A 25,279-nucleotide genomic window follows, 5' to 3' on the forward strand; every position below is an offset into this window, starting at 1 on the left:
TCGCGGTCTTTTGCAATATCCATAGGCCTGTTGGCCGAACATCGCGTGAACGGCAGTGGAACACCTGAAGCGCAGAGTGTGACTTGTCCGATTTTGGCCTCGTTCCGCTAGGGCGGCGTTCAGGAAGATTTGTAGGATTTGCTATGTGACTGTGTTCTCGGCGCTGTTGCTGGCCGGGGTGTTGTCCGTGCTCGGGCTGGCCGTCGGTGTAGCGGCCGGGACCCGGCTGTCGCCGAAAGCGGCCCAGCGCCGGCAGCGGGTCAGCACGGAATGGACCGGGATCACCGTCGCGCAGATGCTGCAACGCATCGTCGCCCTGATGCCGCTGGGGGTCGCGGTGGTGGATTCCCACCGCGACGTCGTCTACCTCAATGACCGGGCCAGGGAACTGGGCCTGGTGCGCGACCGGCAGCTCGACGATCAAGCGTGGGAGGCGGCGCAGCAGGCGCTGGGGGGCATCGACGTCGAATTCGATCTGCGGCCGGCCAAACGGGCGGGGGGCCGCTCGGGGCTGTCCGTGCACGGGCAGGCGCGGCTGCTCAGCGAGGAAGACCGCCGGTTCGCCGTGGTGTTCGCCCACGACCAGTCCGACTACGCGCGCATGGAAGCGACCAGGCGCGACTTCGTGGCCAATGTCAGCCACGAGCTCAAGACCCCGGTCGGGGCCATGGCGTTGCTCGCCGAGGCCCTGCTGGCGTCGGCGGACGACCCCGAGACCGTTCGCCGGTTCGCCGAGAAGGTGCTTGTCGAAGCCAACCGGCTGGGGGACATGGTCGCCGAGCTGATCGAACTGTCTCGGCTGCAGGGTGCGGAGCGGTTGCCCAACGTCACCGAGGTTGACGTGGATACCGTTGTGTCGGAAGCAATTTCACGTCACAAGGTGGCCGCCGACAACGCTCAGATCGAGATCCGCACCGATGCGCCCAGCGGCCTGCGGGTGCTGGGCGACGAAACGCTTCTGGTCACCGCGTTGGCCAACCTGGTGTCCAACGCGATCGCCTATTCGCCGCCCGGTTCGCCGGTTTCGATCAGTCGCCGCCGCCGCGGCGACAACATCGAGATCGCCGTCACCGACCGTGGCATCGGGATCGCGCTGGAGGATCAGGAGCGGGTCTTCGAGCGGTTCTTCCGGGGGGACAAGGCACGCTCGCGCGCCACTGGCGGCAGTGGGCTGGGCCTGGCCATCGTCAAACACGTCGCGGCCAACCACAACGGCAGCATCGGGGTGTGGAGCAAGCCGGGGACCGGATCGACGTTCACGCTGTCGATCCCGGCCTACAAGGACGACGACGAACAACCCGAGCAACCGCAGGGTCGCGAGGTGCGGCCCAACAGGTCACAACGAGAGGAAGAACTAAGTCGATGACCCGCGCGTACGACGATGCAGTGGGGGCACCCCCAGCCGCGCAGCGGCGAGGGGGCCGCAGCGATGAGAAGGAGTCGCGCTGATGACCAGTGTGCTGATCGTGGAGGACGAGGAGTCGCTGGCCGATCCGCTGGCATTCCTGTTGCGCAAGGAGGGCTTCGAGGCCACGGTCGTGACCGATGGACAAGCCGCGCTGGCCGAATTCGATCGCGGTGGAGCCGACATCGTGCTGCTCGACCTGATGCTGCCCGGCATGTCGGGGACCGACGTGTGCAAGCAGCTGCGTGCCCGGTCCAGCGTGCCGGTAATCATGGTGACCGCGCGCGACAGCGAGATCGACAAGGTCGTCGGGCTGGAGCTCGGCGCGGATGACTACGTGACGAAGCCGTATTCGGCGCGCGAGCTGATCGCCCGGATCCGCGCGGTGCTGCGCCGTGGTGGCGACGACGACTCCGAGATCAGCGACGGGGTGCTGGAGTCCGGGCCGGTCCGGATGGACGTCGAGCGCCACGTCGTCTCGGTCAACGGTGACACGATCACGTTGCCGCTCAAGGAGTTCGACCTGCTCGAGTACCTGATGCGCAACTCCGGCCGGGTGCTGACCCGCGGGCAGCTGATCGACCGGGTATGGGGCGCCGACTACGTCGGCGACACCAAGACGCTCGACGTCCACGTCAAGCGGTTGCGCTCCAAGATCGAAGCCGACCCGGCCAACCCCGTCCACCTGGTGACGGTGCGAGGGCTGGGCTACAAGCTCGAAGGCTAGGCCGCCCGGGCGGCGGGCGTGCGCTGACGGCGCACGGTCAAGGCTCGGGTCACAACCAGTCGGCGGGCGCGTCGTCGACGGTGTCGAAAACGGTTGCGGCGTGGTCGATTGCGCTCAGCGTGATACGACGACGCATGTTCGCCGTCATCGGCGGGAGGTCGTCAAGCTCGAACCACGCCGCCGCGGTGCATTCGTCGTCGGCGGCGTAGGGCTCCCCAGTTAGCCACTGCATACGGAACACGTGATCGAGGTACTGGGCCCGATCGCCGTTGGCGTGCACCGTCGGTTGGGTCACGTGCACCCAGGCGAGCCTGGTGGCTCGCGCGCTGACCCCGGTTTCTTCGCGCACTTCGCGGGCGGCGCAGTCGGCCGGATTCTCTCCCGGTTCGACGATCCCTGTTACCGCCGTCCAGGCGCCGTTATCCGAGCGCTTGACCAGCAGCACCTGGCCGTCGCGGATCGTGACCGCCGTAACGCCGGCCAACCACAACGGTGCAGTCCCAATGGCGCGACGGAGCTCAACGATGAAGTCGGGGACTGGCACGCACCGTTCATAACACATGGTCCGCAGGACCTCTGCCCGCCGGCCGAGACACCATGTTCACGTGAGCCGCGTTGGAAACGCCAGCCCATGGCCGGCGGAACACTCCCAGTGCCGCGGGACGGACGTGGATATGGTTTTCGTCGCAGGAGCCCGTTGATTTGGCGCAGGCGCGGATTATCGCGCCGCCTTGGCGGCTTCGCGATGACCCTTCCTTTTCGCATGGGTCGAGCAGCAATGCGTCATCTCGCAATGGAACTGGTCACTGCATTCATGCGAACAATAAATTGACGCGGCCGGAAGCCAATCCGGGTCCGACAGGTCGCGGGGCCGGTCATTGGGATCGAACGTGTGGCCGCAATGCACGCAGGTCCTGACCTTGGTAGCCATGTCGTCAGGGTACGCGCAGGGGCCCTCGATCGCTGCCGGTTTCTGCATTTCGGAAAATCGCCAAGTGTGCAATTCAACCCAAAATCGCCAACTCCAGCGAATTACTTTTTGAAACTAATTCTTTCGCGGTTCGTTGTCGATTGCGTCGCGGTCCGACCCGGCCCGCGCGATCATCTCGATGAAATCGGCGGCGTGACAGGCTAATAGGCCCTGGGCCGGCGCATGGCAGCGAAACAGACTGCAGCGCAAGCGGTTTCCATGTCTGCGACGCCAGTGGGTGTCGGCGAGCGGCCCAGGCCGGGTACGACGAGCGGTGCGGTCACGGCCCCGGGCGGGCGCCGTGGCTGTGACGCGACGCCGCACCGCAGGAATTAAATCGGCAGCCATGGTGTTCGGCTAGCCGTGGCGCACGCGACGAAATGCCTGAACAGATGAAACGCCTTAGCATCAGCCCAACGGGCGTTCGTGATGGGGGAGAACGGTGTTGACGCTTCTCAAGCGGGGATGGGTGGCGCTGGTCGTCGTCGTGGCAGCGATCATCGGCGGCGTTGCAGTGGATCGCCTCAACGGCGTCTTCCCGGGACCCGGCTTGCCCAAGCCCGATGCGCGGGATGCGACGCCGCCGTACGCGGCCAAGACCGCCATCTACGAAATCCTGGGACCGCCCGGGACCGCCGGCGTCGTCAACTGGATGGATGCGGACGCACAACCGCAGAAGGCCAACTTCACCACGTTGCCGTGGTCGCAGACGATAGTCGCCGAGATGCCGGGTATCTTCGCCTACGTCGTCGCCCAGGGTGACAGCCCCTCGATCGGCTGCCGGATCACCGTCGACGGCAAATTGGTCGATCAGCAACAGGTCGACACGCGTGACGCGCAGGTTTCCTGCTTGGACAAGTCCGCGTGACCGACGACACGAGCGACACGGACGAAATCCCTGTGGCGCGGCGCTCCGAAGTCGAGCACAAACCGCGGCTGGCCCGCACCATCCGTGTGCTGGCGCTGCCGATCGTCGTGGCCTGGCTGCTGATCGCGGTCGGCGTCAACGTCTTCGTCCCACAGTTGGAAAAGGTTGCCGAGGACGTCTCGGTGCCGCTCTCGCCATCCGACGCGCCCTCTGTGACCGGGATGAAACACATCGGGGAGAAGTTCAAGGAGTACGACTCCGACAACCTCGTCCTGGTGACGCTGGTCGGTGACAAGCCGCTCGGCCAAGACGCTCACCGGTATTACGACGATCTGGTCAAGAAGCTCAAGCAGGACACCGCACACGTCGAGCATGCGCTCGACTTCTGGGGTCAGCGGTTTACGGCCTCCGGTGTCGAGAGCTATGACCACAAGTCCGCCTACGTCCAGGTCAACCTGCGGGGTGACCAAGGCGGCGCAGTCGGCGACAAGTCGGTTGACTCGGTTCGCAAGATCGTCGCGGACTCAAAGCCGCCGCCGGGGGTGAAGGCCTACGTCGCGGGGCAGGGAGCCCTGACCGACGACACGATCGTCGTGGGTAACGCCAGCCTGTTCAAGATGACGATCATCACGATCATCATCATCGCGATCATGCTGATGTTCGTCTATCGGTCCATCGGCACCGTGCTGCTGACGATGGTGATTCTGTTCGCCGGACTGGCCACCGGCCGGGGCGTGGTGGCGCTGCTGGGCGACACCGGAATCATGGGGTTGTCGACCTTCGCCGTCAACCTGCTGACGGCACTGGCCATCGCCGCCGGTACCGACTACGCGATCTTCATGGTCGGCCGCTACCAGGAGGCCCGCGAGCGGGGACTGGACCGCGAAGCCGCCTACTACGACACCTTCGCCGGGGTCAGCAAGGTGGTGCTGGGTTCGGGTCTGACGATCGTCGGGGCGCTGGCCTGTCTGCATTTCACTCGGCTGCCCTACTTCAGTTCGCTGGCGTTTCCGTGCGCCATCGGTCTGCTGGTGGTGGTGGCCGCCGGCGTGACCCTGACACCGGCGCTGATCGCGTTCGCGAGCGGCTTCGGTCTGTTCGATCCGAAGCGAAAGTTCAACTACACGCGGTGGCGCCGCCTGGCGACGGCCATCGTGCGGTGGCCGGCACCCATCCTCGCGACCTCCGTCATCCTGGCGATCGTCGGCGCCCTGGGGTTGTCGGGCTTCAACCCGCGCTACAACGACCTGTACTACCTGCCGAAGAGCGCGTCCTCGGTTCAGGCGTACGACGCGGCCGATCAACACTTCACCCAGGCCCGGCTGAACCCGGACCTGCTGATGATCGAATCAGACCACGATCTGCGCAATCCCACCGACATGTTGGTGCTGGACAAGATCGCCGGAGCCATCTTCCGGGTGCCCGGCATCGAACGGGTGCAGAGCATCACCAGACCCCTCGGGCCGCCAATCCAAGACGGATCCGTTCCGTTCCAGCTCAGTGTGCAAACCGCGCCGATCCGGAGCAACCTGAACTACCTGAAAGACCGTGTCGCCGATATCAAGAAGATCATCGGTGATCTGGACACCCTGATCTCCCTGTTGGAGCGCCAGTACAAGGTGACCCAGGATCTCGCGAACGCCACCGACGACAGCGCGAAAACCGCGGAAAACACTGCGGCCATCACAGACGAAATCCGGGACCACATCGCGGATTTCGACGACTTCTGGAGGCCGATTCGCAGTTACTTCTACTGGGAGAGACACTGCTACGACATCCCGATCTGCTGGTCGCTGCGAAGCCTGTTCGACGCCCTGGACGGGTTCGACAAACTCGCCGAGCAATTCCACAATCTCACCAACGATCTCAACCACACGGCCGCGGCCACGCGCGAGCTGCTGGCGATCATTCCGCAGAACATCGCCACCTCGAAGGCGATCCGGGATACGACGTGGACCATCTACAGCACGTTCGACAGCCTGATCAATCAATTCGACCGGCTGACCGACACGAACGCCGTAATGGGCAAGTCCTTCAACGACTCTCAGATTGAGAGCCTCTTCTACCTGCCGCCCGAGATTTTCAGTAACCCGGACTTCCAACTGGGGCTGAGCTTGATGGTGTCGCCGGATGGCAAGGCTGCGCGCTTCATCATCACCCACTCGGTGGATCCGGCGACGACTGAGGGAATCGCGTCAGTCAACCAGGAGCGCAACGCGGCCAAGGAGGCGCTCAAACTCACGTCGCTGCAAAACGCCGACATCTACCTGGGCGGCACGGCCGCAACGTTTTACGACATCGCCAACGGCGCCAAGTTCGACCTGCTGATCGCCGCGATCGCCTCGATCGTGCTCATCTTCATCATCATGGTGATCGTCACCCGCGCTTTGGTCGCTGCGGGCGTCATCGTCGGCACGATCGTGATGTCGCTGGGAGCCGCCTTCGGCTTCTCGACACTGATCTGGCAGCACCTTCTCCATTTCCAGTTGCACTGGGTGGCAACAGAATTCGCATTGATTGTGCTTCTGGCGGTGGGGTCGGACTACAACCTGATGCTGGTGTCCCGGATCGAAGAGGAGATCGGAGCCGGCCTGAAAACGGGACTCATCCGCGGCATGGGTCTCACCGGCCCGGTGGTGACGGCGGCCGGTCTGGTGTTCGCCGTCACGATGGCCACGATGATCACCAGCGATCTCCGGGCGATCGGCCAGTTCGGCACGACGATCGGGCTCGGCTTGATGTTCGACACCTTCGTCGTCCGATCTCTCATCACGCCGTCGATCATGACGGTGATGGGGCGCTGGTTCTGGTGGCCGAAGCGGGTGCGGGTCCGCCCGGCCAGCCAGATGCTTCGGTCCGTCGGGCCGCGCCCGCTGGTGCGGGCGCTGTTGCATCAGCCGCGGCACGCGGCCCCGGCGGACGCGCGGTCGTAGCGGCGGCACAGCACGGGGACTCAGCGCGCGCCGAGCACCTCGTCGGCCACCCCCAGCGCCAGCGCCATGATCGACACCTGCGGGTTGACCTCCGGGCAGCTGGGCAGGATCGAGGCGTCGGCCACCCATACCCCGTCGGCGCCGCGCAGCCGGCCGGTCTGGTCGACCGGGCAGAGCTGATCGTCGACGCCGGCGGCCGCCGTGCCCGTCGGGTGAAAAGCGGCCAGGTGCAGGCTTCTCGGGTTGGTTCGGCGCAACGCATCCTGCAACGCGGGCAGCGACGCGACCGTGTTCGCCTCGGGCAAGCCGGCGAGCACCTCAACGGCACCCGCGGCGAACAGCAACCGGCCCATGGCCTCCATCGCCGTCATGAGCTTGGCGACGTCGCCTCGATCGATGGGGTAACGGATGACGGTCTCGCCGCGCACGGACGACACGGAGCCCACCCCGCGGTCGGCCACCATGGCGCCGAACGTCGCCACCCGCGGCGCCCGGTCCAGCCAGCCGAGCAGCTCGGCGCCGTAGCCGGGAAACACCATCGACCCCATCCCCGGCGGGGTCGATGTCGCCTCGATCAGCACACCGTGCGACTCGTGCAGCTCATGGACGGCCGCGCTTTGCAGCACACCATGCCAGGCGACGACGTCGTCCTCGAAGCGTCCGGCGAGTACGGTCGCCGGATGCAACGCGAGGTTGTGCCCGAGGCGGGGGTGTGCGCCAAGACCGCTGCGCCGCAAGAGGTTTGGCGTCTCGGTGGCTCCGGCGGCCACGACGACCGTGTCGGCGATGACGTCCAGCGCGGTGCCGTCGGGTCGGCGCGCGCGCACCCCGCGAGCGCGCCCGTGCCGGTGCAGCACCCGTTCCACGCGGGCGTGGGAGATGATTCGCGCGCCCGCCGCGCACGCCTCGGGCAGCGCGTTGAGGTGCACGCCGAACTTGGCGTTGCGGGGGCAGCCGATCGCGCACTGGCAACACCCCTCACAGCCCGGCGCGTTGCGGGGGATGGGCGCGGCCTGCCAGCCCAGCGCGGCGGCGCCGCCGAGAAGCAGGTGTCCGTTGCGGCCCATGATCTCCAGCGGCACCGGGGCGACCCGCAGCGTGCGTTCGACATCGTCGAGGTGCGCCGACAGCCGGTCCGAATCGGCCACGGCAAGCCCGAATTCGTCGCGCCAGCGCCGCTGCACCGCCTCCGGCGGCCGGTAGCAAGTGCCGGAGTTGACGACGGTGGTCCCACCGACCGCGCGACCGATCGGCAGCACCACAGACGGGCGTCCCAGGGCGACGGTGGCCCCGGCGCCGCGGTACAACCCCGCGTAGCGGTCGATCGGATGGGTGGTGCGGAACTCCTCGACCGTCCAGCGGTGGCCCTCTTCGAGCACGACGACATCCAGCCCCGCGCGCGCCAGCGTGCGGGCCACCATCGCGCCGCCGGCCCCGGAACCGATCACCACGGCGTCGGCGATGACGACGGACGGGCTGTCGGCCGACACGGTGACGGCCAGGTCCGCATCGGGCCGCGCCACGTCATGCCGGTTCGCGCGGGCGAAGAGTTCCGGTGCGTAGGCATCGGCGCCGTTGGCCAGCAACACGATTGCCTTCACGGCTTCGACGGCCGCACCGGCCTCCGGGCTGAGCGATGCCACCCGCCGCAGCACCTGGTCGCGCCGGTCAGGGCTCAGTCGCGACAATGATCGTCCGGTGGTGAGATAGCTTGCGGCAGCTGCCGATGCCATCCCGGCGCGCACACCCAGCCGGGACGTCACCGGCAACTGGGTGAGATAGCGTTCGATGCGCTCGACCAGCTGAGCCGGGTGGGGGCCGCCGCACTCCTGCGGCAGCAGCGCGGTGCCGAACGCGGCGGTCGCCCGGCTGGCGAGACGGCTCACAGCAGGCGTCCGAAGCGGCGGCCCATCTTGATGAAGAACGGATAGGTGGCGAAAATGGCCCCGGCCGCGGCATGCATGGGCCAGTCGAGCTCTTCGGTCTGCACGCTGAAAACCCCGCTGTTCCACATGAAGTCGCGGCCATTGCGGGCGCGGAAGGGTCGCCACAGCAGGCCCAGCCCGGGCACGTTGTTGTAGAGCCCGAACGACCCGCCGAAGAAGACGCCCAGGGTGGCGGCCTCGGCGACGTCGCGACGATCCGAAGGCACCTGCCGCTCGATCAGCGCTCCGGCGGCGAACAGCAGCGGGGGGTCGAGGAGAAAGCTCATGTCGGAATCCTTTCGTTGAGGTCGGGTGCCTCGGCGCCGCGCAAGCCGACCTCGGCATGACCGAGCACCGACCAACGCCGGTCGTCGATCTCGATGTGGACGTCGGCCTGTTCGGTGTTGGTGCACACCGCCTTGCCGCCGTCGGGATCGGTGTAACCGAGGCTCACGCACTTCTCCGCCGGTTGGTCGACCCGGATGAGCACCCGACGACCGCCGATGCGTCCCTCCAGTTGCCAGTGCTGCAGGCCCAGCGTCGTCCGCATGCGCAGCGACGGTAAAGGCCCTGCGGGCCAATCCTTTCCGTCGATACGGAACCGAACGAACGCCATCGGTGCCAGCCTGCGCAGCCCCGGCTTGTGCGAGACCGCGGTGACCACCTCCATGACGTCGCCGTTGCCCAGGTCGGCGTGCACCCATCCCCAGCGTTTGGCGTTGCCGTGCCCGTAGATGTGGGCGACGCCGCCGCGCCACCCTTCGATGGGCGCGGCGGCGTCGCCCACGGTCAGCGAGCCGGTGAAGTCGGCGGTCGGGGCGAGGACGACCTGGGCGCCCGGCAGCAGCTCGCGGTCCCACGCCGCACGGGGAAACGTCCAGAGCGGAGCGCCGGTGTCCGTCCAGGACAGATCCCACGCCAGTGACCCGGCGTGCCCGCTGAGCTGTTTGTCGCCCACCCGCACGCCCGCGGCGTCGAACCACCACGGGCCGGTCGCCGGCCGGGTCGGCACGGGCCCGAACCGCCCCGTGAGGGGCGGGCCGTCGGGCGGAAACCAGGTGACCCAGCCGTGCGCGTAGGGGTCGTCGCCAACGAGTGGGGCCACCGTCTCGCAGTGCACCCACAGCCCCGCGCCCGTCGTCGGATCCGACAGCGTGGCGTACCAGACTTCCAGGCGGCCGGCCGCGCCGCGCCAGCGTGGCGCCGAGGCCGATCGCGTGTCCTCGTCCATTGCTCACCTCCGATGGGTTCGTCCACTATATTGGTTGAACCAATGAACCAGTCAAGTCCGCTGCGTCCCCTCGATCGCCAACGCGTCGATGAACAGATCGCCGCGTCGATCACCGACGCCATCCTCGACGGCGCGTTTCCGCCGGGCTCGGCCTTACCGCCCGAGCGCGACCTGGCCGAGCAGCTCGGCGTCAACCGCACGTCGCTGCGGCAGGGGCTGGCCCGGCTGCAGCAGATGGGCCTGGTCGAGGCCCGGCACGGCAGCGGCAACGTGGTCGCGGACCCGCAGGCGCTCACCCACCCCGCGGTGGTCGAGGCGCTGGTCCGCAAACTGGGGCCCGAGTTCCTGGTGGAGCTGTTCGAGATCCGGGCCGCGCTGGGCCCGCTGATCGGGAGGTCGGCCGCGCGACGGGGCGGCGCCGAGGATGCGCAGGCCCTGCGCGGCGCGCTCGCCGCGGTCCGGGAGGCCGACAGCGCGGAGGCGCGCCAAGCCGCCGACCTGGCCTACTTCCGGGTGCTGATCCAGCTGAGCCGCAACCGGGCGCTGGCTTTGCTGTATCGCTGGGTCGAGCACGCCTTCGGGGGCCGCGAGCACGAGCTCACCGCCGCCTACGACGACGCCGCGCCCGTGGTGGCCGGGCTGGCCGCGATCACCGACGCCGTGCTGGCGGGCGACGAGGCCGCGGCCGCGGCCGCGGTCGAGGAGTACCTGAACGCGAGTGCGGGGCGAATGGTCTTGGCCTACAACAGGACTGAGGCTACTCGGCGAGTCGAGTCGCCGGATGCACCGCGATGAGGCCTAACTTGCTGCGCCGCTTGCACATCGCCGCCAGCTCGGCGTAGGCCTTCGCGCCGAGCAACTCGGTCAGCTCGTCGGCCATGCTCTGCCAGACCTGCTGGGCCCCGACATGGGCGCCTGGGTCGCCCGTGCAATACCAATGCAGGTCGGCGCCCCCGGAGCCCCAGCCGCGCCGATCGTATTCGGTGACCCAGGTCTTGAGGATCTCGGTGCCGTCGGGCCGCGTCACCCATTCCTGGCTGCGCCGGATGGGCAACTGCCAACAGACGTCGGGCTTCATGGTCAGGGGGGCGACGCCCAGCTTGAGGGCCTTGCTGTGCAGCGCGCATCCGACGCCGCCCGGAAAGCCGGGCCGGTTCAGGAAAATGCAGGCGTCCTTGTGTTTACGGGTGCGGTACTGGGGCTGTCCGTCGTGCTCGTCGAGTTCCAGGTATCCCTTGCGGCCCAAGCCCTTTTCGCGGAATTGCCAGTCTTCGTCGGTCAGTTGCTGCACGGCGTCGTCGAGCCGGGCGCGGTCGTCGTCGTCGGACAGGAACGCCCCGTGCGAGCAGCATCCGTCATCCGGGCGACCGGCCACCGTGCCGTGGCAGGCGGGCGTGCCGAACACGCATGTCCAGCGGGACAGCAACCAGGTGAGGTCGGCCGCGATCAGGTGCTCGGGATTGTCCGGGTCGTAGAACTCCACCCACTCACGGGCGAAGTCCAGTTCGACCTCGTTTCCCCGCTCCGGGTAAGAATTCGCCACGGGTCCACGTTAGACGACGATTCCGGCTGTTCGGCCCGCTGACACTCGGGGCCCGGCGAGGCGGCCGGCATCGTCGTCCGCAAGGTTAAATTGTCGTGCTCCTCAGCGGGCCGCGAGGCGGCCCGCATCGTCGCCCGCAAGGTTAAATTGTCGTGCTCCTCAGCGGGCCGCGAGGCGGCCCGCATCGTCGCCCGACTAGGTTGTTTCCCGTGCGATTGGGCGTCCTCGACGTGGGCAGCAACACGGTTCACCTGCTGGTGGTTGATGCGCACCGTGGTGGGCACCCCACGCCCATGAGTTCGACGAAGGCGACGCTGCGGCTGGCCGAGTCGATCGACAGCTCCGGCAAGATCACCAAGCGGGGCGCGGAGAAGCTGATCTCCACCATCGACGAGTTCGCCAAGATCGCGGACAGTTCGGGCTGCGCCGAGCTAATGGCGTTTGCCACCTCCGCGCTGCGCGACGCGGTGAACTCCGAGGACGTGCTCACCCGCGTCCGCAAAGAGACCGGTGTCGAGCTGGAGGCGCTGAGCGGGGTCGACGAGTCCCGGCTGACTTTTCTGGCCGTGCGCCGTTGGTACGGGTGGAGCGCCGGTCGAATCATCAACCTCGACATCGGCGGCGGCTCGCTGGAGATGTCCAGCGGGGTCGACGAGGAGCCGGAGGTGGCCTTGTCGCTGCCGCTGGGCGCCGGCCGGCTGACCCGCGAGTGGCTGCCCGACGATCCGCCCGGGCGGCGCCGGGTCGGCATGCTGCGGGATTGGCTGGACGCCGAGCTCGCCGATTCCGCCGTGACGGTGCTCGAAGCCGGCGCGCCCGACCTGGCGGTGGCGACGTCGAAGACGTTCCGCTCGCTGGCGAGGCTCACCGGCGCGGCGCCGTCGGCCGCCGGACCGCGGGTGAAAAGGACGCTCACAGCAAACGGCCTCAGGCAACTCATATCTTTCATCTCTAGGATGACGACCGCCGACCGGGCAGAACTGGAAGGGGTGAGCGCCGAGCGGGCGCCGCAGATCGTGGCGGGTGCGCTGGTGGCGGAGGCGAGTATGCGAGCGCTGTCGATTGAATCGGTGGATATCTGCCCGTGGGCGTTACGGGAAGGTCTCATCTTGCGCAAACTCGACAGCGAAGCCGACGGAACGCCCCTCATGAAGCGATCCGTGCGCGATGCTGGAGGCCAGGCAGGTGATCGGGACGGCAACCGATCGAGAGGCGACAAAGCATGACCGGACCACACTCCGAGACCGAGAGCCCCGGCACTCGGCCGATCTCGGTGGCCGAACTTCTGGCCAAGAACGGAACCATCGGCGCCCCGGCGGTCACGCGGCGGCGTCGCCGGCGCCGCGGCGATAGCGACGCGGTGACCGTCGCCGAGCTGACCGGCGAGATCCCGGTCATCCGCGACGACCAGGAGGACCCGCGCACGGCCGGGCGGCCCAGCGCAGAACCGGTAGCCGAGGAGCCCGTCACCGAGCGGGCCGCGCCCCGGCAGCAAACCGAGAGCAGGCCCGCCGCCTATTGGTCGCAGCCGGAGCCGCGCTGGCCCAAGTCGCCGTCGCAGCCCAAGAAAGCAGCGGGACCGGAGCGCAGTGCCTACCCGCGCCCGCTGAGCCATGGCGAGGCGGGGGAGACCAACGGCACCGGGCGATCCGGCGCCGAGGGCATGAATCCCGACCCGATGGACCACTACACCGACCTCCCGGTGGACGTGATGGATTCGGAGGTGCGCGAGGCCGAACCCGCGCTGGAGGACTCCGCGTACGTCCGCTCCTTCCTGCAGACCGAGACCGACGAGGCCGAAGAGGACGCGGACCTGCTGGCCGCCGGATTCTTGCCGCACGAGGAGCGCGAGCAGGGCCACCTCGAGGACGAGGCCGACCGGGCCACAGAGGTCCACCCGGCGGGCCGGCTCGAGGCGCTGTGGCGCGGCAGCCTGGTGGTGTTCCAGTCCATCCTGGCCGTCGCTTTCGGCGCCGGGTTGTTCGTCGCGTTCGACGAGCTGTGGCGCTGGAACAGGATCGTGGCGTTGGTGCTCTCGGTGCTGGTGATCCTCGGCCTGGTGGTCGGCGTCCGGGTGGTGCGCAAGACGGAGGACATCGCCAGCACGTTGATCGCCGTCGCGGTGGGGGCACTGATCACCCTGGGCCCCTTGGCGCTGTCTTTGCAGTCAGGCTAGGCGGACCCGGAACCACACAGACCGTTGCGCCCAGCTATCAAAGTCGGACTCTCCACGGCCTCGGTATACCCGTTGCGGGCCGAGGCCGCGTTCGAGTACGCGGCCCGGCTGGGTTACGACGGGGTCGAGCTGATGGTGTGGGCCGAGTCGGTCAGCCAGGACATCGACGCCATCGCCAAACTGTCCCGGCGCTACCGCGTGCCGGTGTTGTCCGTGCACGCCCCCTGCCTGCTGATCTCCCAGCGCGTGTGGGGAGCCAACCCGATCCCGAAGCTGGACCGCAGTGTGCGGGCCGCCGAACAGCTGGGTGCACAGACCGTCGTCGTGCACCCGCCGTTTCGCTGGCAGCGTCGCTATGCCGAGGGCTTCAGCGACCAGGTCGCCGCCCTGGAAGCGTCGAGCGACGTGCTGGTCGCGGTGGAAAACATGTTCCCGTTCCGGGCCGACCGGTTTTTCGGCTCGGGCCAGTCGCGGGAACGGATGCGCCGGCGTGGCGGCGGCCCCGGCCCGGCGATCTCGGCGTTCGCGCCCTCATACGACCCGCTGGACGGCAACCACGCGCACTACACGCTGGACCTGTCGCACACCGCGACCGCGGGCAGCGACTCGCTGGACATGGCGCAACGGATGGGGAATGGGCTGGTCCATCTGCACCTGTGCGACGGCAGCGGCCTGCCCGCCGATGAGCACCTGGTGCCCGGACGGGGCACACAGCCCACCGCCGAGGTCTGCCAGATGCTGGCCGGCAGCCACTTCGCCGGCCACGTCATCCTGGAGGTGTCGACGTCCAGCGCGCGTTCAGCCAACGAGCGCGAGAGCATGCTCGCCGAGTCGTTGCAGTTCGCCCGCACGCACCTGCTGCGCTGATCAGATCCAGGAGACCATGAACGCGTTATTCACCACCGCAATGGCGTTGCGGGAGGTCGGCCCCGGCACCTTCGAAGGCGAGCTGAACAAGCACTGGACCATCGGGCCCAAGGTGCACGGCGGGGCGATGCTGGCGCTGTGCGCCAAAGCCGCCCGCACCGCCTGCGGTGGGCCGTCGGCCGGCCTCGAACCGGCCCTGGAACCGGTCGCGGTGTCGGCCAGCTTCCTGTGGGCCCCCGATCCGGGACCGATGCGGCTGGTCACCTCGATCCGCAAGCGCGGCCGCCGGATCAGCGTCGTCGACGTCGAGCTCACCCAGGGCGACCGCACGGCCGTGCATGCGGTGGTCAACCTCGGCGAGCCGGAGCATTTCCCACCCGATGGCGAAGCCAAGCCGCTGCTGTCGGCCAACCCGGTGGTGGGCCTGATGCCGCCCGAGCCGCCCGACGACGTCGCACCGATCGGGCCCGGCCACCCGCTGGCCGGCCTGGTGCACCTGGGCGAAGGCTGCGACGTGCGGCCGGTGCTGTCGAGCCTGGAGCCACCCGCCGACGGAGGCCCGCCGGTGATCCAGATGTGGGCGCGCCCGCGCGGGGTGGCCCCGGACGGGCTGTTCGCGCTCATGTGCGGGGATCTGTCGGCGCCGGTGACCTTCGCGGTGGAGCGCACCGGCTGGGCTCCCACCATCCAGCTGACCGCTTTCCTGCGCGGCCTGCCCGCCGACGGGTGGCTGCGGATCATCGCGACGTGTACCGAGATCGGGCACGACTGGTTCGACGAGGACCACACCGTGGTCGACAGTCTGGGCCGCTTGGTGGTGCAAGCCCGCCAATTGGCATTGGTCCCTGCCGCCGGGTAGCCGCCGCTGTCTGCGATGCTGTCGGGCATGGCAAGAATCGCGATCGTCGGTGGCGGCAGCATCGGGGAGGCTCTGCTGTCGGGTCTGCTGCGGGCGGGCCGGCAGGTCAAGGACCTGGTGGTGGCCGAGCGGGTGCCGGAGCGCGCCGAGTATCTGGCCGCCACCTATTCCGTGTTGGTCACCTCGGTGGCCGAGGCGGTGGAGAACGCGTCGTTCGTGGTGGTCGCGGTGAAGCCCGGCGACGTCGAGCCGGTGATGACGGAGCTGGCCCGGGTGGCCGCGGCGTCCGAGAGCGACACCGCCGAGCAGGTGTTCGTCACGGTGGCGGCGGGGATCGGCATCTCGTATTTCGAGTCCAAGCTGCCCGCCGGCACGCCGGTGGTCAGGGCGATGCCGAACGCGGCGGCGCTGGTCAGCGCCGGGGTGACCGCGCTGGCCAAGGGCCGGTTCGTCACCGCCGGGCAGCTGGAGGGCGTCTCGGCCTTGTTCGATTCGGTCGGCGGCGTGCTCACGGTGCCGGAAGCCCAAATGGACGCGGTGACCGCGCTCTCCGGGTCTGGACCGGCGTATTTCTTCCTGATGGTCGAGGCCCTGGTGGACGCCGGGGTTGCCGCCGGGCTGAGCCGCGACGTGGCCACCGACCTGACGGCGCAGACGATGGCGGGCTCGGCGGCCATGCTGCTGGAACGGATGGACGGCGAGCGGCGACCGGGCGAAGGGGAGGGCCCGGGGTTGCGCGTCGACGCCACGCCGACGCAGCTGCGCGCCGCCATCACCTCACCCGGGGGCACCACCGCCGCGGGGCTTCGCGAACTGGAACGGGGCGGCCTGCGGGCGGCCGTCGATGCGGCCGTTCAGGCCGCCAAAACGCGCTCTGAGCAGCTAAGAATTACATCGGAGTAATCCAAGAAATTTGAACTGATTGTCCCCCACCAGTACCAGTAACCCCATTAGTCCCGCTATTCTCCTCTTTGTATGCACGTGTGGGTGCCAGCGGAGGGGAAGCCGCTGGCATTGCGCGGGCCTGACACGATTGGGTTGCGATGACGTCTACGAACGGGCCATCGGCGCGAGATTCTGCTGGTAAGCGGGACACCGGTCCCAGCGAGGGCCAGCAGGGCAGGACACAATTCTTGACCGTCGCCGAGGTGGCCGCGTTGATGCGGGTCTCGAAAATGACGGTGTACCGGCTGGTGCACAACGGCGAGCTGCCCGCGGTCCGGGTCGGGCGGTCGTTCCGGGTGCACGCCAAGGCGGTGCACGACATGCTCGAGACGTCTTACTTCGACGCGGGCTGACCCGAAACCGCAATCCGCGATCACGCGGCGGGCGCCGGCGCCGGTTTGGTGTTGGGCGTATCCCGCCGGGTAAAGTGTCCGGGTCAATCCTGCAAGCAGGTCACGGGTCAGATAGCGGAGTTCATGGGTTCAGTAATCAAGAAGCGGCGCAAGCGCATGTCGAAGAAGAAGCACCGCAAGTTGTTGCGTCGCACCCGGGTGCAGCGCAGAAAACTCGGCAAGTAGGGCCCAGCCGCGGCGTAGTGCTGCGGTCTCCGGAGTCGATAGGCTGTTTGGGTGGATCAGTCGAGTGGGGAAGGTGCCGGAACCGGCGACACCACGAGCAACACGGTGCATTACCCCAAGATTGTCCTGGTTACCGGTGCGTGCCGGTTCCTGGGTGGTTACCTGACGGCTCGGCTCGCGCAGAACCCGATGATCAAAGGGATCATCGCGGTGGACGCGATCGCGCCCAGCAAGGACATGCTGCGCCGGATGGGCCGCGCCGAGTTCGTTCGTGCCGACATCCGTAATCCCTTCATCGCCAAGGTGATTCGTAACGGCGAGGTCGACACGGTGGTGCACGCGGCAGCGGCGTCCTACGCGCCGCGGTCCGGGGGCACCGCGGCGCTGAAGGAAATCAACGTGATGGGCGCGATGCAGCTGTTCGCGGCCTGTCAGAAGGCGCCGTCGGTGCGCCGCGTCGTGCTCAAGTCCACGTCGGAGGTGTACGGGTCCAGCGCGCACGATCCGGTGATGTTCACCGAGGACAGCACCAGTCGCCGTCCCCTGCGCGGCGGTTTCGCCAAGGACAGCCTCGACATTGAGGCCTACGCGCGCGGCCTGGGTCGGCGCCGGCCCGATATCGCCGTGACGATCCTGCGGCTGGCGAACATGATCGGGCCGGCCATGGACACCACGCTGTCGCGGTATCTGGCCGGGCCGTTGGTGCCCACGATGTTCGGTCGCGACGCGCGACTGCAGTTGCTGCACGAGCAGGACGCGCTGGGCACGCTGGAGCGCGCGGCGATGGCCGGTAAGGCCGGCACCTTCAACATCGGGGCCGACGGGATCATCATGCTGTCGCAGGCGATCCGTCGCGCCGGCCGGATTCCTCTGCCGGTGCCAGGGTTTGGCGTCTGGGCGCTGGATTCGCTGAGGCGGGCCAATCGCTACAACGAGATCAGCCGCGACCAGTTTGCCTACCTGAGTTACGGCCGGGTCATGGACACCACCCGGATGCGCTCGGAGCTCGGCTACCAGCCGAAATGGACGACGGCCGAGGCCTTTGACGATTACGTCCGGGGCCGAGGCATGACTCCCATTATCGACCCACATCGGGTACGCTCCCTGGAGGGTCGCGCCGTATCTTTAGCTCAGCGCTGGGGTGGTCGAAATCCAGTTCCGTGGGGTGGGGTCAGGTAGGTATTGTGGCGGGTGAAACCAGAGCGAATGTCATTCCGCTGCACACGAATCGGGGTCGGGTAGCGGCACGCCGGAAAGCCGATCAGCGCGCGGAGTCCTCTCGCCAGCATCCCTCCCTGCTCTCTGATCCCCACGGTCGGGCGTCCGCCGAACAGATCGCGGCCGTCGTCCGTGAAATCGATGAGCACCGTCGCGCCGCCGCCGGGTCGTCGGAGGTCCCGCTCAACGAACTGGCTCAACGCGTCGCCGCGGTGACCGGATTCGTGCGCCAGCGGATCACCGGTGACTACGCCGTCGACGAATTCGGCTTCGATCCGCACTTCAACAGCGCCATCGTCCGCCCCCTGCTCCGGTTCTTCTTCCGGTCCTGGTTCCGGGTGGAGGTCAGCGGTGTGGAGAACCTGCCCAGCGAAGGTCCCGCGCTGGTGGTCGCCAATCACGCCGGGGTTCTGCCCTTCGACGGGCTGATGCTGTCGGTGGCGGTGCACGACGAGCATCCCGCACACCGCGACCTGCGGTTGCTGGCTGCCGACATGGTGTTCGACCTGCCCGTCGTGGGCGAAGCCGCGCGCAAGGCGGGTCACACCATGGCCTGCACGACGGACGCGCACCGGCTGCTCGCCGCCGGCGAGCTGACCGCTGTGTTCCCGGAGGGCTACAAGGGTCTGGGCAAGCGCTTCGAGGACCGCTACCGGCTGCAGCGCTTCGGCCGCGGCGGCTTCGTGACGGCGGCGCTGCGCACCAAGGCCCCCATCATCCCGTGCTCGATCATCGGTTCGGAAGAGATCTACCCGATGCTGACCGACGTGAAGTTGCTGGCCCGCCTGTTCGGACTGCCCTACTTCCCGATCACGCCGCTCTTTCCGCTGGCCGGGCCCGCGGGTCTGGTGCCGCTGCCGTCGAAGTGGCGCATCGCTTTCGGTGAGCCCATCTACACCAACGACTTCGCCGCTTCCGACGCAGAAGACCCGATGGTGACCTTCGAGCTGACCGATCAGGTCCGCGAGACCATCCAGCAGACGCTGTACCGGTTGCTCGCGGGCCGTCGCAACATCTTCTTCGGCTAAAGACGCTTTTCAACGCGAAAACGCCCCGGAGCCAATTGGTTCCGGGGCGTCCTCGGGCGACTTACTTGACCATCGTGAACTGGCAGACGTTGGTGTAGCCGTCGCGGAACAGGTCCGAGCAGCCGCGCAGGTACTTCAGGTAGATGTCGTAGGTCTCCTGCCCCTTCAGGGCAATCGCCTCTTCCTTGTGCGCCTCGAGGGCATCCCCCCAGGCGGTCAGCGTCGGAACGTAGTTCTTGCCGATGAAGTGGTGTCGCTCGATCTTGAAACCGGCGTCAGTCGCGTATTTGTCGACCAAGTTGACCTGGGGCAACTTTCCGCCCGGGTAGATCTCCTTCAGGATGAAGCTGATGAACCGGAGCAGGGTCATGTTCACCTTCAAGCCCATCGCGTTGCCCTCTTCGCGGCTAGGGACCACGATCGAGTGCAGCAGCATGCGGCCGTCGTCGGGCAGCAGGTCGTAGTACTTCTTGAAGAAGGTCGCGTACCGCTCGTACCCGGCGTCACCCGCGCCGTCGGCGAAGTGCTCGAACGCGCCCAGAGACACGATGCGGTCGATCGGTACGTCACCGGGGAATTCCTCCCAGCCCTGGATCCGCACTTCTTTGCGGCGGGGGCTGTCCATCTTTTCGAACTCGGCCACACAGTGGGCGTATTGGTTCTCGCTCAGCGTCAGGCCGATGACATTGACGTCGTACTCCTGCACCGCGTGCCGCATGGTCGAGCCCCAGCCGGAGCCGATGTCGAGCAGGGTCATGCCGGGCTCGAGGTTGAGCTTGTCCAGCGCGAGTTTGCGCTTCGCGTACTGCGCCTCTTCCAGCGTCTTGGTGAGGTTGTTGGGATCGGGATTCTCGTCGAAGTAACCGCAGCTGTAGGTCATCGACGGGTCAAGCCACAGCTTGAAGAACTCGTTTGACTTGTCGTAATGGGAGCGCACCTTTTCGACCGGTGGCTTGAGTTGGGTGCTACCCGTTTCCCCCTGTGACGTCATTGATCGGACCCTACTTTCCGGCTGATATGGATGCAATCGCGGCCACTGTTGCTTCAGTGTCAGCTTCGGTTGACGCTTCCCCCAACATCGTGACGACGCTGGTGATAAGCGGGTTCCCATCGACATCGGTCACTTCGCTGCGGATCTCAGCGAGCACGGTGCCATGGGATTGGATCACCGAGTCGAGATAGGTGTCGAAGTACAGCTTATCGCCGGCGACGATCGGCCGGTGGAATTTAAATTTCTGGTCGCGGTGGATCACCCGCGCGATATTGATCGGGATGCTGAACTTGGTGAAGATCTCCAACTGCACACGCCGTCCGGCGATGGCGAGGAACGTCACCGGTGCCACCAGCGAGTCATACCCGGCAGCCGCGGCCGCCTCCTCACTGAAGTGCGTCGGGTGGTCGTCCTTGACGGCGAGCGCGAACTCCCGGATCTTCTCGCGCCCGACGAGGAAGTAGTCCGGTGCCCGGTAATGGCTGCCGATGAGTCCTTCGGCTTCTTTGGGGGTCGTCATGCCGCTATCGCTCTCCGCTCGAATATGTCTCAGCGGCGCAGCCTATCAGCGCGATTGCCTCCGGGACGCCACCGCGGCCAGTGCCCCGCCGGCAGCCCCCAGCGCCAATGCCGACGGCACCCCGATCCTGGCGGCCTTGCGCGCGGTGCGGAAGTCGCGGATCTCCCAGCCGCGTTCGCGGGCCAGGGTGCGCAGCCGGGCGTCGGGATTGATGGCCACGGCGGTGCCCACCAGGGAGAGCATGGGCACGTCGTTGAAGCTGTCCGAGTAGGCGGTGCAGCGTTTGAGGTTGAGGCCTTCCCGGATCGCCAGCGAACGCACCGCGTGCGCCTTCCCGGTGCCGTGCAGGATGTCGCCGACGAGCCGCCCGGTGAACACGCCGTCGACCGATTCGGCGACGGTGCCCAGGGCGCCGGTCAGGCCGAGCCGCCGCGCGATGGTCGCCGCGAGTTCGTAAGGCGTGGCGGTGATCAACCACACCTGCTGGCCCGCGTCGAGATGCATCTGGGTGAGCTCGCGGGTGCCCGGCCAGATCTTGTCGGCGATGATCTCGTCATAGATCTCCTCACCCAGTGCCACCAGTTGGTCGACCGATCGGCCCTCGATGAAGGCGAGCGCTTTGCGCCGGCCGGCGGCGACGTCGTTGCTGTTCTCCTTGCCGAGGATCTGGAATTTGGCCTGGGCATAGATGAAGCCGATCACGTCGCGATAGGTGAAGTAGTTGCGCGCCGCGAGGCCGCGACCGAAGTGCACCGCCGACGAGCCCTGCACCAGAGTGTTGTCGACGTCGAAGAAGGCGGCCGCGGTCAGGTCGATCGGCGGCTGCGGGCGGTCCTCGTCGGTGGCGGCTTTTTCGGCCTGCAGGCCTTCCAGCGCGCGGGCGGCGCTGGCGTCGGCGGCCAGCGACTCCAAGTCAACGCGACTGACGTCTCCGTTGCCCGGTTCAGAGGAAGTCATCGCCAAACCTCCTAGATCGCTGTGTTGCCTGGCGACCCAGTGGGTCCCGATGTCTAACCCTATCGGGCGGGAGGCGGGGGATGCGTTGCGTCTTCGGCAAGCTCACATCGACGCTGGCCTGCCGAGCCTGGCGCGTCCGAACGTGAAGTTAACTTCACGCTCGGCCCCGAACGTGAACTTAACTTCACACTCGCGGAACGGAGCGGATCGCCCAGCGTAGCTATTGCCGCGGGGGTAGGACTTTGAAATGTTCGTTCCCGGCATGCCGGAGAGTAGGTGCCCCGGTCAGCCCTCCGGACGACAAAGCGGTTCTTCGACAATGTGATTGGTCGAGCTCTCAACTAGCCACAATCTTGATATTGAACCAGTCACGTGGAATTCCCTGCCGCAGCACTTCGTCAAGTTCCTCGAAACTAAGAACGATCAAATGCGATGCTGCGATCGCGTCGTGCTCCGGCATCCATCCGCGGTCACTCGGCTCATGGTCAACCGTCATGCTGACGCGTCCAGGAAAATTCACGGGATCGGGCTTCGTCAGGGTGACCTCAGGATTCAGGCCTTCTCGATACCAACGGAAGCTCGGAGAATCGCTGTACTTCCCCGGCCTCGCTGCTTGGCTTATAAGGAACAACACATACTTCTCGGCATCCTCGAATCGTCTGAACATCCAATAGCGTTCTCGCGAGCTTCGAGACTTCTTATCGATATAGTATTTGTCGTCTGCTATCACGAGGTAGTATGAAAGTTCTCCATCATCGATGAAACAGAGTTCCTTCTCCTCGGACATCCTGGGTGGCTTTGTCCCCCAAGTAGATTCGCGGCTGCGCTCTCCTGATAAGAACTCGCCCTGCAGTAGTGAACTACCCGTTCTGCGAAGGTAAACCTCCTGCCATGAGTACCACGATTTGACGATCCGGTATAACTCCGGGGGAAAGTCCTTCAAATTGACGTGGTATTCGTCAGCCACGCTGCCCTCCTTGAGAATAGTGTTCAGTCCTTCAAGAACCCTGTGTCAATAAGCTGTTGAACGCTGGCTTCCTCACCCTCTGGCGCCAGTATAAGAAGCTGGGGATCACCGCCGGGGTGTCCGAACCAAGGCGCCGCAATAGAGAATTCTATTTTCCAGCCGGGCGGAAGGCCGACCGATGCGTCAACTTGGTAGGCTTGATAGGGTTTATCTAGGCTCGTGTGAGGCAGTGAGCGTCCCTCATATGGTGTCCCTTCGAAAGCGAGCCAATTCCCGGCGGGATGGCCGATACGATCTAGCCATTGGCGGTCCAACGAAGCGATATCAGCAGGTGTGAAATTCCGGACAGTACCTGCAACAGCGTAAGGCTTTGCGGGATCGTTTACGTCGGGATATCTCAGGTTGCCGTCTTCGTCTACAAATAGCTGTCGGTATTGGTCTTCCGAGAGTTCACCAAACTCTTTGGCGTCAGGAAAAACGTCTCTCGCCTTAGGTGGGTCATGATCGCCGCCGCCGTGGGGATGATGACTAGGCGTATCGCCGCCGTCGTCCGGGTGCGAGTCTTGCGGCGCGTTCTCATCGCCGGGGGGATGCGGTCCGTGGTTGTCGCCATGATGCGGTCCATTGCTTTCGCCCGGGTGATGTTGCGGGGTGTTGTCACCGGGCCCATGCGGCGGGCCTTCATCAGGTAGATGCGGCGGGCCGCCATCTTGGGGACCAGGCATTTCGGGTGGATGGACGCCTGGTTCGTGGGGTATTTCACCGAGGCCGGGAGGTGCTTCGGCGGGCGCTCCGCCCATGGGCACCGAAGGCGGCGTCGGCAGGTGTGGCTCCGGTAGCGATGGCAGACCCGCGCTGGGAGCCGCGGCCGGTTCGCCGGGAGGAGACGGCGCGTGGGCCGGCACTGGCTCCGCCGGCTTCGGGTGGGGTAGGGGCGCCTGTTCGGCCGGCGCGGGCATTGCCGGTTTGCCAACGGGCTCGGTCGGCGCGGCGGCCGGTTTGGGCGGCTCACCGGCGGGGGGCTTCTCGCCGACCGGTGGCTTCGACTCCGTCGGGCTGTGCGGCAGAGGGCCGTCAGCGGGCCCGGGTGCCGGCTTGCCCGAGGCGGGGGGCGCGGGCTTGCCCGGTTCCGGCTTGCCGGGGGTCGCGGGCGGTCCCGATTCCGGTGGCTTGGGTGCGGCCGGGGGTGGTTCCGCCGGGGGCTTCACCGAGGGCGGTTTCGCGGCGTCCGGCAACGGCGGCTTCGGCGCATCTCTCACCACGTCGCCAAGGCCGCGCCCCAGCTTGCCGAGCTTTGACAGTGGGCCGCCGGGCAGCGCCAGAGTCCCCACGTCGAAGAGGGTCTTTCCGAACGCTTCGGCCGGGTTCGTACCCCACTCGTCCCAGTGGGTGACCTGCTTACCCAGCGCTTTCCAGGACTCGGCCACTCCGGGCCCCCCGTCGGGGCCCAAGCCCACGAGAGGCGCCTCGCCGGCAACCATGCCGATGACGTCTTTGCCGTAACCCACCGGATCGGATTGGAGTCGGCTCGGGCTGAATTTTGCCATGCCCTCGAGCCAATCCCAGGCCTCCACACCGACACCCTTCAGGGACTGGCCCACGTGGTTGAGGACTCTGCCCACCGAGGTGCCGTGCAGGAAGTGGTCCCATTCTTTGCCCGTCCACCGGCCCATGGCTTCAGCCGCGGCGACGGCGGCGGTCATGGCGGCGTTGATCTGGGCGCCCAACGTCTCGGCTTCGCCCGCGAAGTTGTCGACCACCGTGCGGATGTCGTCGGCGATCCTTTTGATCTCGTCTTCGTCTTCGTCGGTGAGCAGATCCCAGACCTCTTTGATTCCGGTCAGCGGATCGCAGATGCGCGACAACAAATCCAGAATCGCCGCGTGTACCTTGTCGACCTTGGCCGCGTAGCCGTTGAGCTGCGCGGCGATCGTTTGGCACTGGCGTGCGACGTTGATGGTGGCCTCGGAGGCATCCGCCAACGCCTTGTTGATGGCAGCGCCCTCCGGGATCTGTTGGGCGCCAATGGCGGCCATCGTCCCGCCGCCCGCCGCGGTCTCGCCGGCCATGAAGTTGGCGCCCGCGGTTGCCCACGCCGCCGCGGCGGCTCGCAATTTCGCCGAATCGCCACTGGGCCAGATCATTCCGATGTAGGGGGCCACCCAGCCCCAGCCCGCCGGGGCGGCGCTGCCGGTGCCCACCGCCGACGGCGGCTTCGCGCCGACGGTCATGGGCGCGGTCACCTGAGGTGCGGGCAGACCCGCGGCTTGGCCATTGACATCAGACAACGCCTCGGCCAGCGCGTAGTTGTGCGCCGACACCCGCACCCCGTCGCCGATACTGCACAACCCGTTGCGGGTGCTGACCATCGCGTCGATCACCTTGGCCGCCGCGCCGTCATACGCGCGGCCCAGCGCCGCGCCCACCGGATCATCGCCGGCCATGCCCGTGCTGCCGCCCAGCGCCGCAGTCAAGCCGGAGATCACCGATCCCAGCGACTCGCCGGCGGCCAGCACCGTCGCGCCGGTGCGGTCTAGGGCCGTCGGGTCACACGCCAGCGGCGCCATCGGG

The 25,279-nt window shown here is 67.0% G+C and carries 24 protein-coding genes; 14 read left to right on the forward strand and 10 right to left on the reverse strand.

Going from position 1 to position 25,279, the window contains the following annotated elements; translation table 11 throughout:
- Positions 1 to 145: 145 nt before the first annotated feature.
- Positions 146 to 1,366: a cell wall metabolism sensor histidine kinase WalK gene (locus A5713_RS17150; RefSeq protein WP_102418850.1), complete on the forward strand. Its 1,221-nt coding sequence runs from the start codon at positions 146 to 148 to the stop codon at positions 1,364 to 1,366.
- Positions 1,367 to 1,448: 82 nt separating this feature from the next.
- Positions 1,449 to 2,132 (forward strand): two-component sensory transduction protein RegX, encoded by a 684-nt coding sequence (gene regX / locus A5713_RS17155; RefSeq protein ID WP_007167631.1) that lies wholly within the window; start codon positions 1,449 to 1,451, stop codon positions 2,130 to 2,132.
- Between the two features lie 49 nt (positions 2,133 to 2,181).
- Here the strand turns inward: regX and A5713_RS17160 are convergent, their stop codons facing one another.
- On the reverse strand, positions 2,182 to 2,676 hold the full coding sequence (locus tag A5713_RS17160) for an NUDIX domain-containing protein (protein ID WP_197516391.1): 495 nt from the start codon (positions 2,674 to 2,676) through the stop codon (positions 2,182 to 2,184).
- Between the two features lie 871 nt (positions 2,677 to 3,547).
- Here A5713_RS17160 and A5713_RS17165 point away from each other — a divergent pair.
- Together A5713_RS17165 and A5713_RS17170 are read left to right on the forward strand one after the other, a co-directional pair.
- Entirely contained in the window at positions 3,548 to 3,970 is a 423-nt protein-coding gene (locus A5713_RS17165) for an MmpS family transport accessory protein (protein ID WP_197509341.1), read from the forward strand.
- Entirely contained in the window at positions 3,967 to 6,903 is a 2,937-nt protein-coding gene (locus tag A5713_RS17170; RefSeq protein WP_068097444.1) for an RND family transporter, read from the forward strand. Before A5713_RS17165 ends, A5713_RS17170 begins: the two co-directional genes overlap by 4 nt.
- A gap of 20 nt (positions 6,904 to 6,923) precedes the next feature.
- Here the strand turns inward: A5713_RS17170 and A5713_RS17175 are convergent, their stop codons facing one another.
- From A5713_RS17175 to A5713_RS17185, 3 genes are read right to left on the reverse strand one after another with little or no spacing between them, the layout of a single operon-like run.
- Positions 6,924 to 8,789 carry a GMC family oxidoreductase gene (locus A5713_RS17175; protein ID WP_068097447.1) on the reverse strand — a complete coding sequence of 622 codons (1,866 nt, stop codon included), beginning with the start codon at positions 8,787 to 8,789 and terminating at the stop codon, positions 6,924 to 6,926.
- Positions 8,786 to 9,115 carry a hypothetical protein gene (locus tag A5713_RS17180; protein ID WP_067928318.1) on the reverse strand — a complete coding sequence of 110 codons (330 nt, stop codon included), beginning with the start codon at positions 9,113 to 9,115 and terminating at the stop codon, positions 8,786 to 8,788. Before A5713_RS17180 ends, A5713_RS17175 begins: the two co-directional genes overlap by 4 nt.
- Entirely contained in the window at positions 9,112 to 10,059 is a 948-nt protein-coding gene (locus A5713_RS17185; RefSeq protein WP_068097450.1) for a hypothetical protein, read from the reverse strand. Before A5713_RS17185 ends, A5713_RS17180 begins: the two co-directional genes overlap by 4 nt.
- 42 nt (positions 10,060 to 10,101) lie before the next feature.
- Between A5713_RS17185 and A5713_RS17190 the strand changes: the two genes are divergently transcribed.
- On the forward strand, positions 10,102 to 10,854 hold the full coding sequence (locus tag A5713_RS17190; RefSeq protein WP_067928313.1) for a FadR/GntR family transcriptional regulator: 753 nt from the start codon (positions 10,102 to 10,104) through the stop codon (positions 10,852 to 10,854).
- On the opposite strand, the gene A5713_RS17195 is transcribed toward A5713_RS17190, so the two are convergent.
- Positions 10,817 to 11,602 (reverse strand): hypothetical protein, encoded by a 786-nt coding sequence (locus A5713_RS17195; RefSeq protein WP_067928310.1) that lies wholly within the window; start codon positions 11,600 to 11,602, stop codon positions 10,817 to 10,819. The two genes, A5713_RS17190 and A5713_RS17195, sit on opposite strands and share 38 nt — an antisense overlap.
- Before the next feature lie 209 nt (positions 11,603 to 11,811).
- Here A5713_RS17195 and A5713_RS17200 point away from each other — a divergent pair, with 209 nt between their 5' ends.
- From A5713_RS17200 to A5713_RS17235, 9 genes are all read left to right on the forward strand, one after another.
- Positions 11,812 to 12,828 carry a Ppx/GppA phosphatase family protein gene (locus tag A5713_RS17200; protein ID WP_067928309.1) on the forward strand — a complete coding sequence of 339 codons (1,017 nt, stop codon included), beginning with the start codon at positions 11,812 to 11,814 and terminating at the stop codon, positions 12,826 to 12,828.
- On the forward strand, positions 12,825 to 13,778 hold the full coding sequence (locus A5713_RS17205; protein ID WP_068097453.1) for a hypothetical protein: 954 nt from the start codon (positions 12,825 to 12,827) through the stop codon (positions 13,776 to 13,778). Before A5713_RS17200 ends, A5713_RS17205 begins: the two co-directional genes overlap by 4 nt.
- A 24-nt stretch (positions 13,779 to 13,802) precedes the next feature.
- Positions 13,803 to 14,645 carry a sugar phosphate isomerase/epimerase gene (locus tag A5713_RS17210; RefSeq protein WP_067928303.1) on the forward strand — a complete coding sequence of 281 codons (843 nt, stop codon included), beginning with the start codon at positions 13,803 to 13,805 and terminating at the stop codon, positions 14,643 to 14,645.
- 16 nt (positions 14,646 to 14,661) lie between these two features.
- Positions 14,662 to 15,504 carry a thioesterase family protein gene (locus tag A5713_RS17215; protein WP_068097456.1) on the forward strand — a complete coding sequence of 281 codons (843 nt, stop codon included), beginning with the start codon at positions 14,662 to 14,664 and terminating at the stop codon, positions 15,502 to 15,504.
- A gap of 27 nt (positions 15,505 to 15,531) precedes the next feature.
- The gene (gene proC, locus A5713_RS17220; RefSeq protein WP_197516392.1) at positions 15,532 to 16,407 is read left to right on the forward strand and encodes a pyrroline-5-carboxylate reductase; all 876 of its coding nucleotides are present in this window, start codon (positions 15,532 to 15,534) and stop codon (positions 16,405 to 16,407) included.
- 140 nt (positions 16,408 to 16,547) lie between these two features.
- Positions 16,548 to 16,802 (forward strand): cell division/environmental response transcriptional regulator, encoded by a 255-nt coding sequence (locus A5713_RS17225; RefSeq protein ID WP_067917146.1) that lies wholly within the window; start codon positions 16,548 to 16,550, stop codon positions 16,800 to 16,802.
- A 123-nt stretch (positions 16,803 to 16,925) separates the two neighbouring features.
- Entirely contained in the window at positions 16,926 to 17,027 is a 102-nt protein-coding gene (locus tag A5713_RS27720) for a 30S ribosomal protein bS22 (protein ID WP_003402602.1), read from the forward strand.
- A 51-nt stretch (positions 17,028 to 17,078) separates the two neighbouring features.
- The gene (locus A5713_RS17230) at positions 17,079 to 18,206 is read left to right on the forward strand and encodes an SDR family oxidoreductase (RefSeq protein WP_068097461.1); all 1,128 of its coding nucleotides are present in this window, start codon (positions 17,079 to 17,081) and stop codon (positions 18,204 to 18,206) included.
- A complete protein-coding gene (locus A5713_RS17235; RefSeq protein ID WP_197516393.1) occupies positions 18,188 to 19,273 on the forward strand; it encodes a lysophospholipid acyltransferase family protein in 1,086 nt (361 codons plus the stop codon). Before A5713_RS17230 ends, A5713_RS17235 begins: the two co-directional genes overlap by 19 nt.
- Before the next feature lie 61 nt (positions 19,274 to 19,334).
- Here the strand turns inward: A5713_RS17235 and A5713_RS17240 are convergent, their stop codons facing one another.
- From A5713_RS17240 to A5713_RS17260, 5 genes are all read right to left on the reverse strand, one after another.
- On the reverse strand, positions 19,335 to 20,264 hold the full coding sequence (locus tag A5713_RS17240; protein WP_067923526.1) for a cyclopropane mycolic acid synthase family methyltransferase: 930 nt from the start codon (positions 20,262 to 20,264) through the stop codon (positions 19,335 to 19,337).
- A 10-nt stretch (positions 20,265 to 20,274) separates the two neighbouring features.
- Complete coding sequence (locus A5713_RS17245; protein ID WP_067923529.1) at positions 20,275 to 20,784, reverse strand: MaoC family dehydratase N-terminal domain-containing protein; 510 nt, start codon at positions 20,782 to 20,784, stop codon at positions 20,275 to 20,277.
- 45 nt (positions 20,785 to 20,829) lie between these two features.
- Positions 20,830 to 21,741, reverse strand: coding sequence for an HAD family phosphatase (locus A5713_RS17250; protein WP_067923532.1), 912 nt, complete (start codon positions 21,739 to 21,741; stop codon positions 20,830 to 20,832).
- A 337-nt stretch (positions 21,742 to 22,078) separates the two neighbouring features.
- On the reverse strand, positions 22,079 to 22,708 hold the full coding sequence (locus tag A5713_RS28375) for a hypothetical protein (protein WP_156751921.1): 630 nt from the start codon (positions 22,706 to 22,708) through the stop codon (positions 22,079 to 22,081).
- Between the two features lie 23 nt (positions 22,709 to 22,731).
- Entirely contained in the window at positions 22,732 to 25,275 is a 2,544-nt protein-coding gene (locus A5713_RS17260; protein ID WP_068097470.1) for a TNT domain-containing protein, read from the reverse strand.
- Between the last annotated feature and the right edge of the window lie 4 nt (positions 25,276 to 25,279).

Origin of the sequence: Mycobacterium sp. E2497 (genome assembly GCF_001668695.1) — a bacterium.
Classification (GTDB): Bacteria; Actinomycetota; Actinomycetes; order Mycobacteriales; family Mycobacteriaceae; genus Mycobacterium.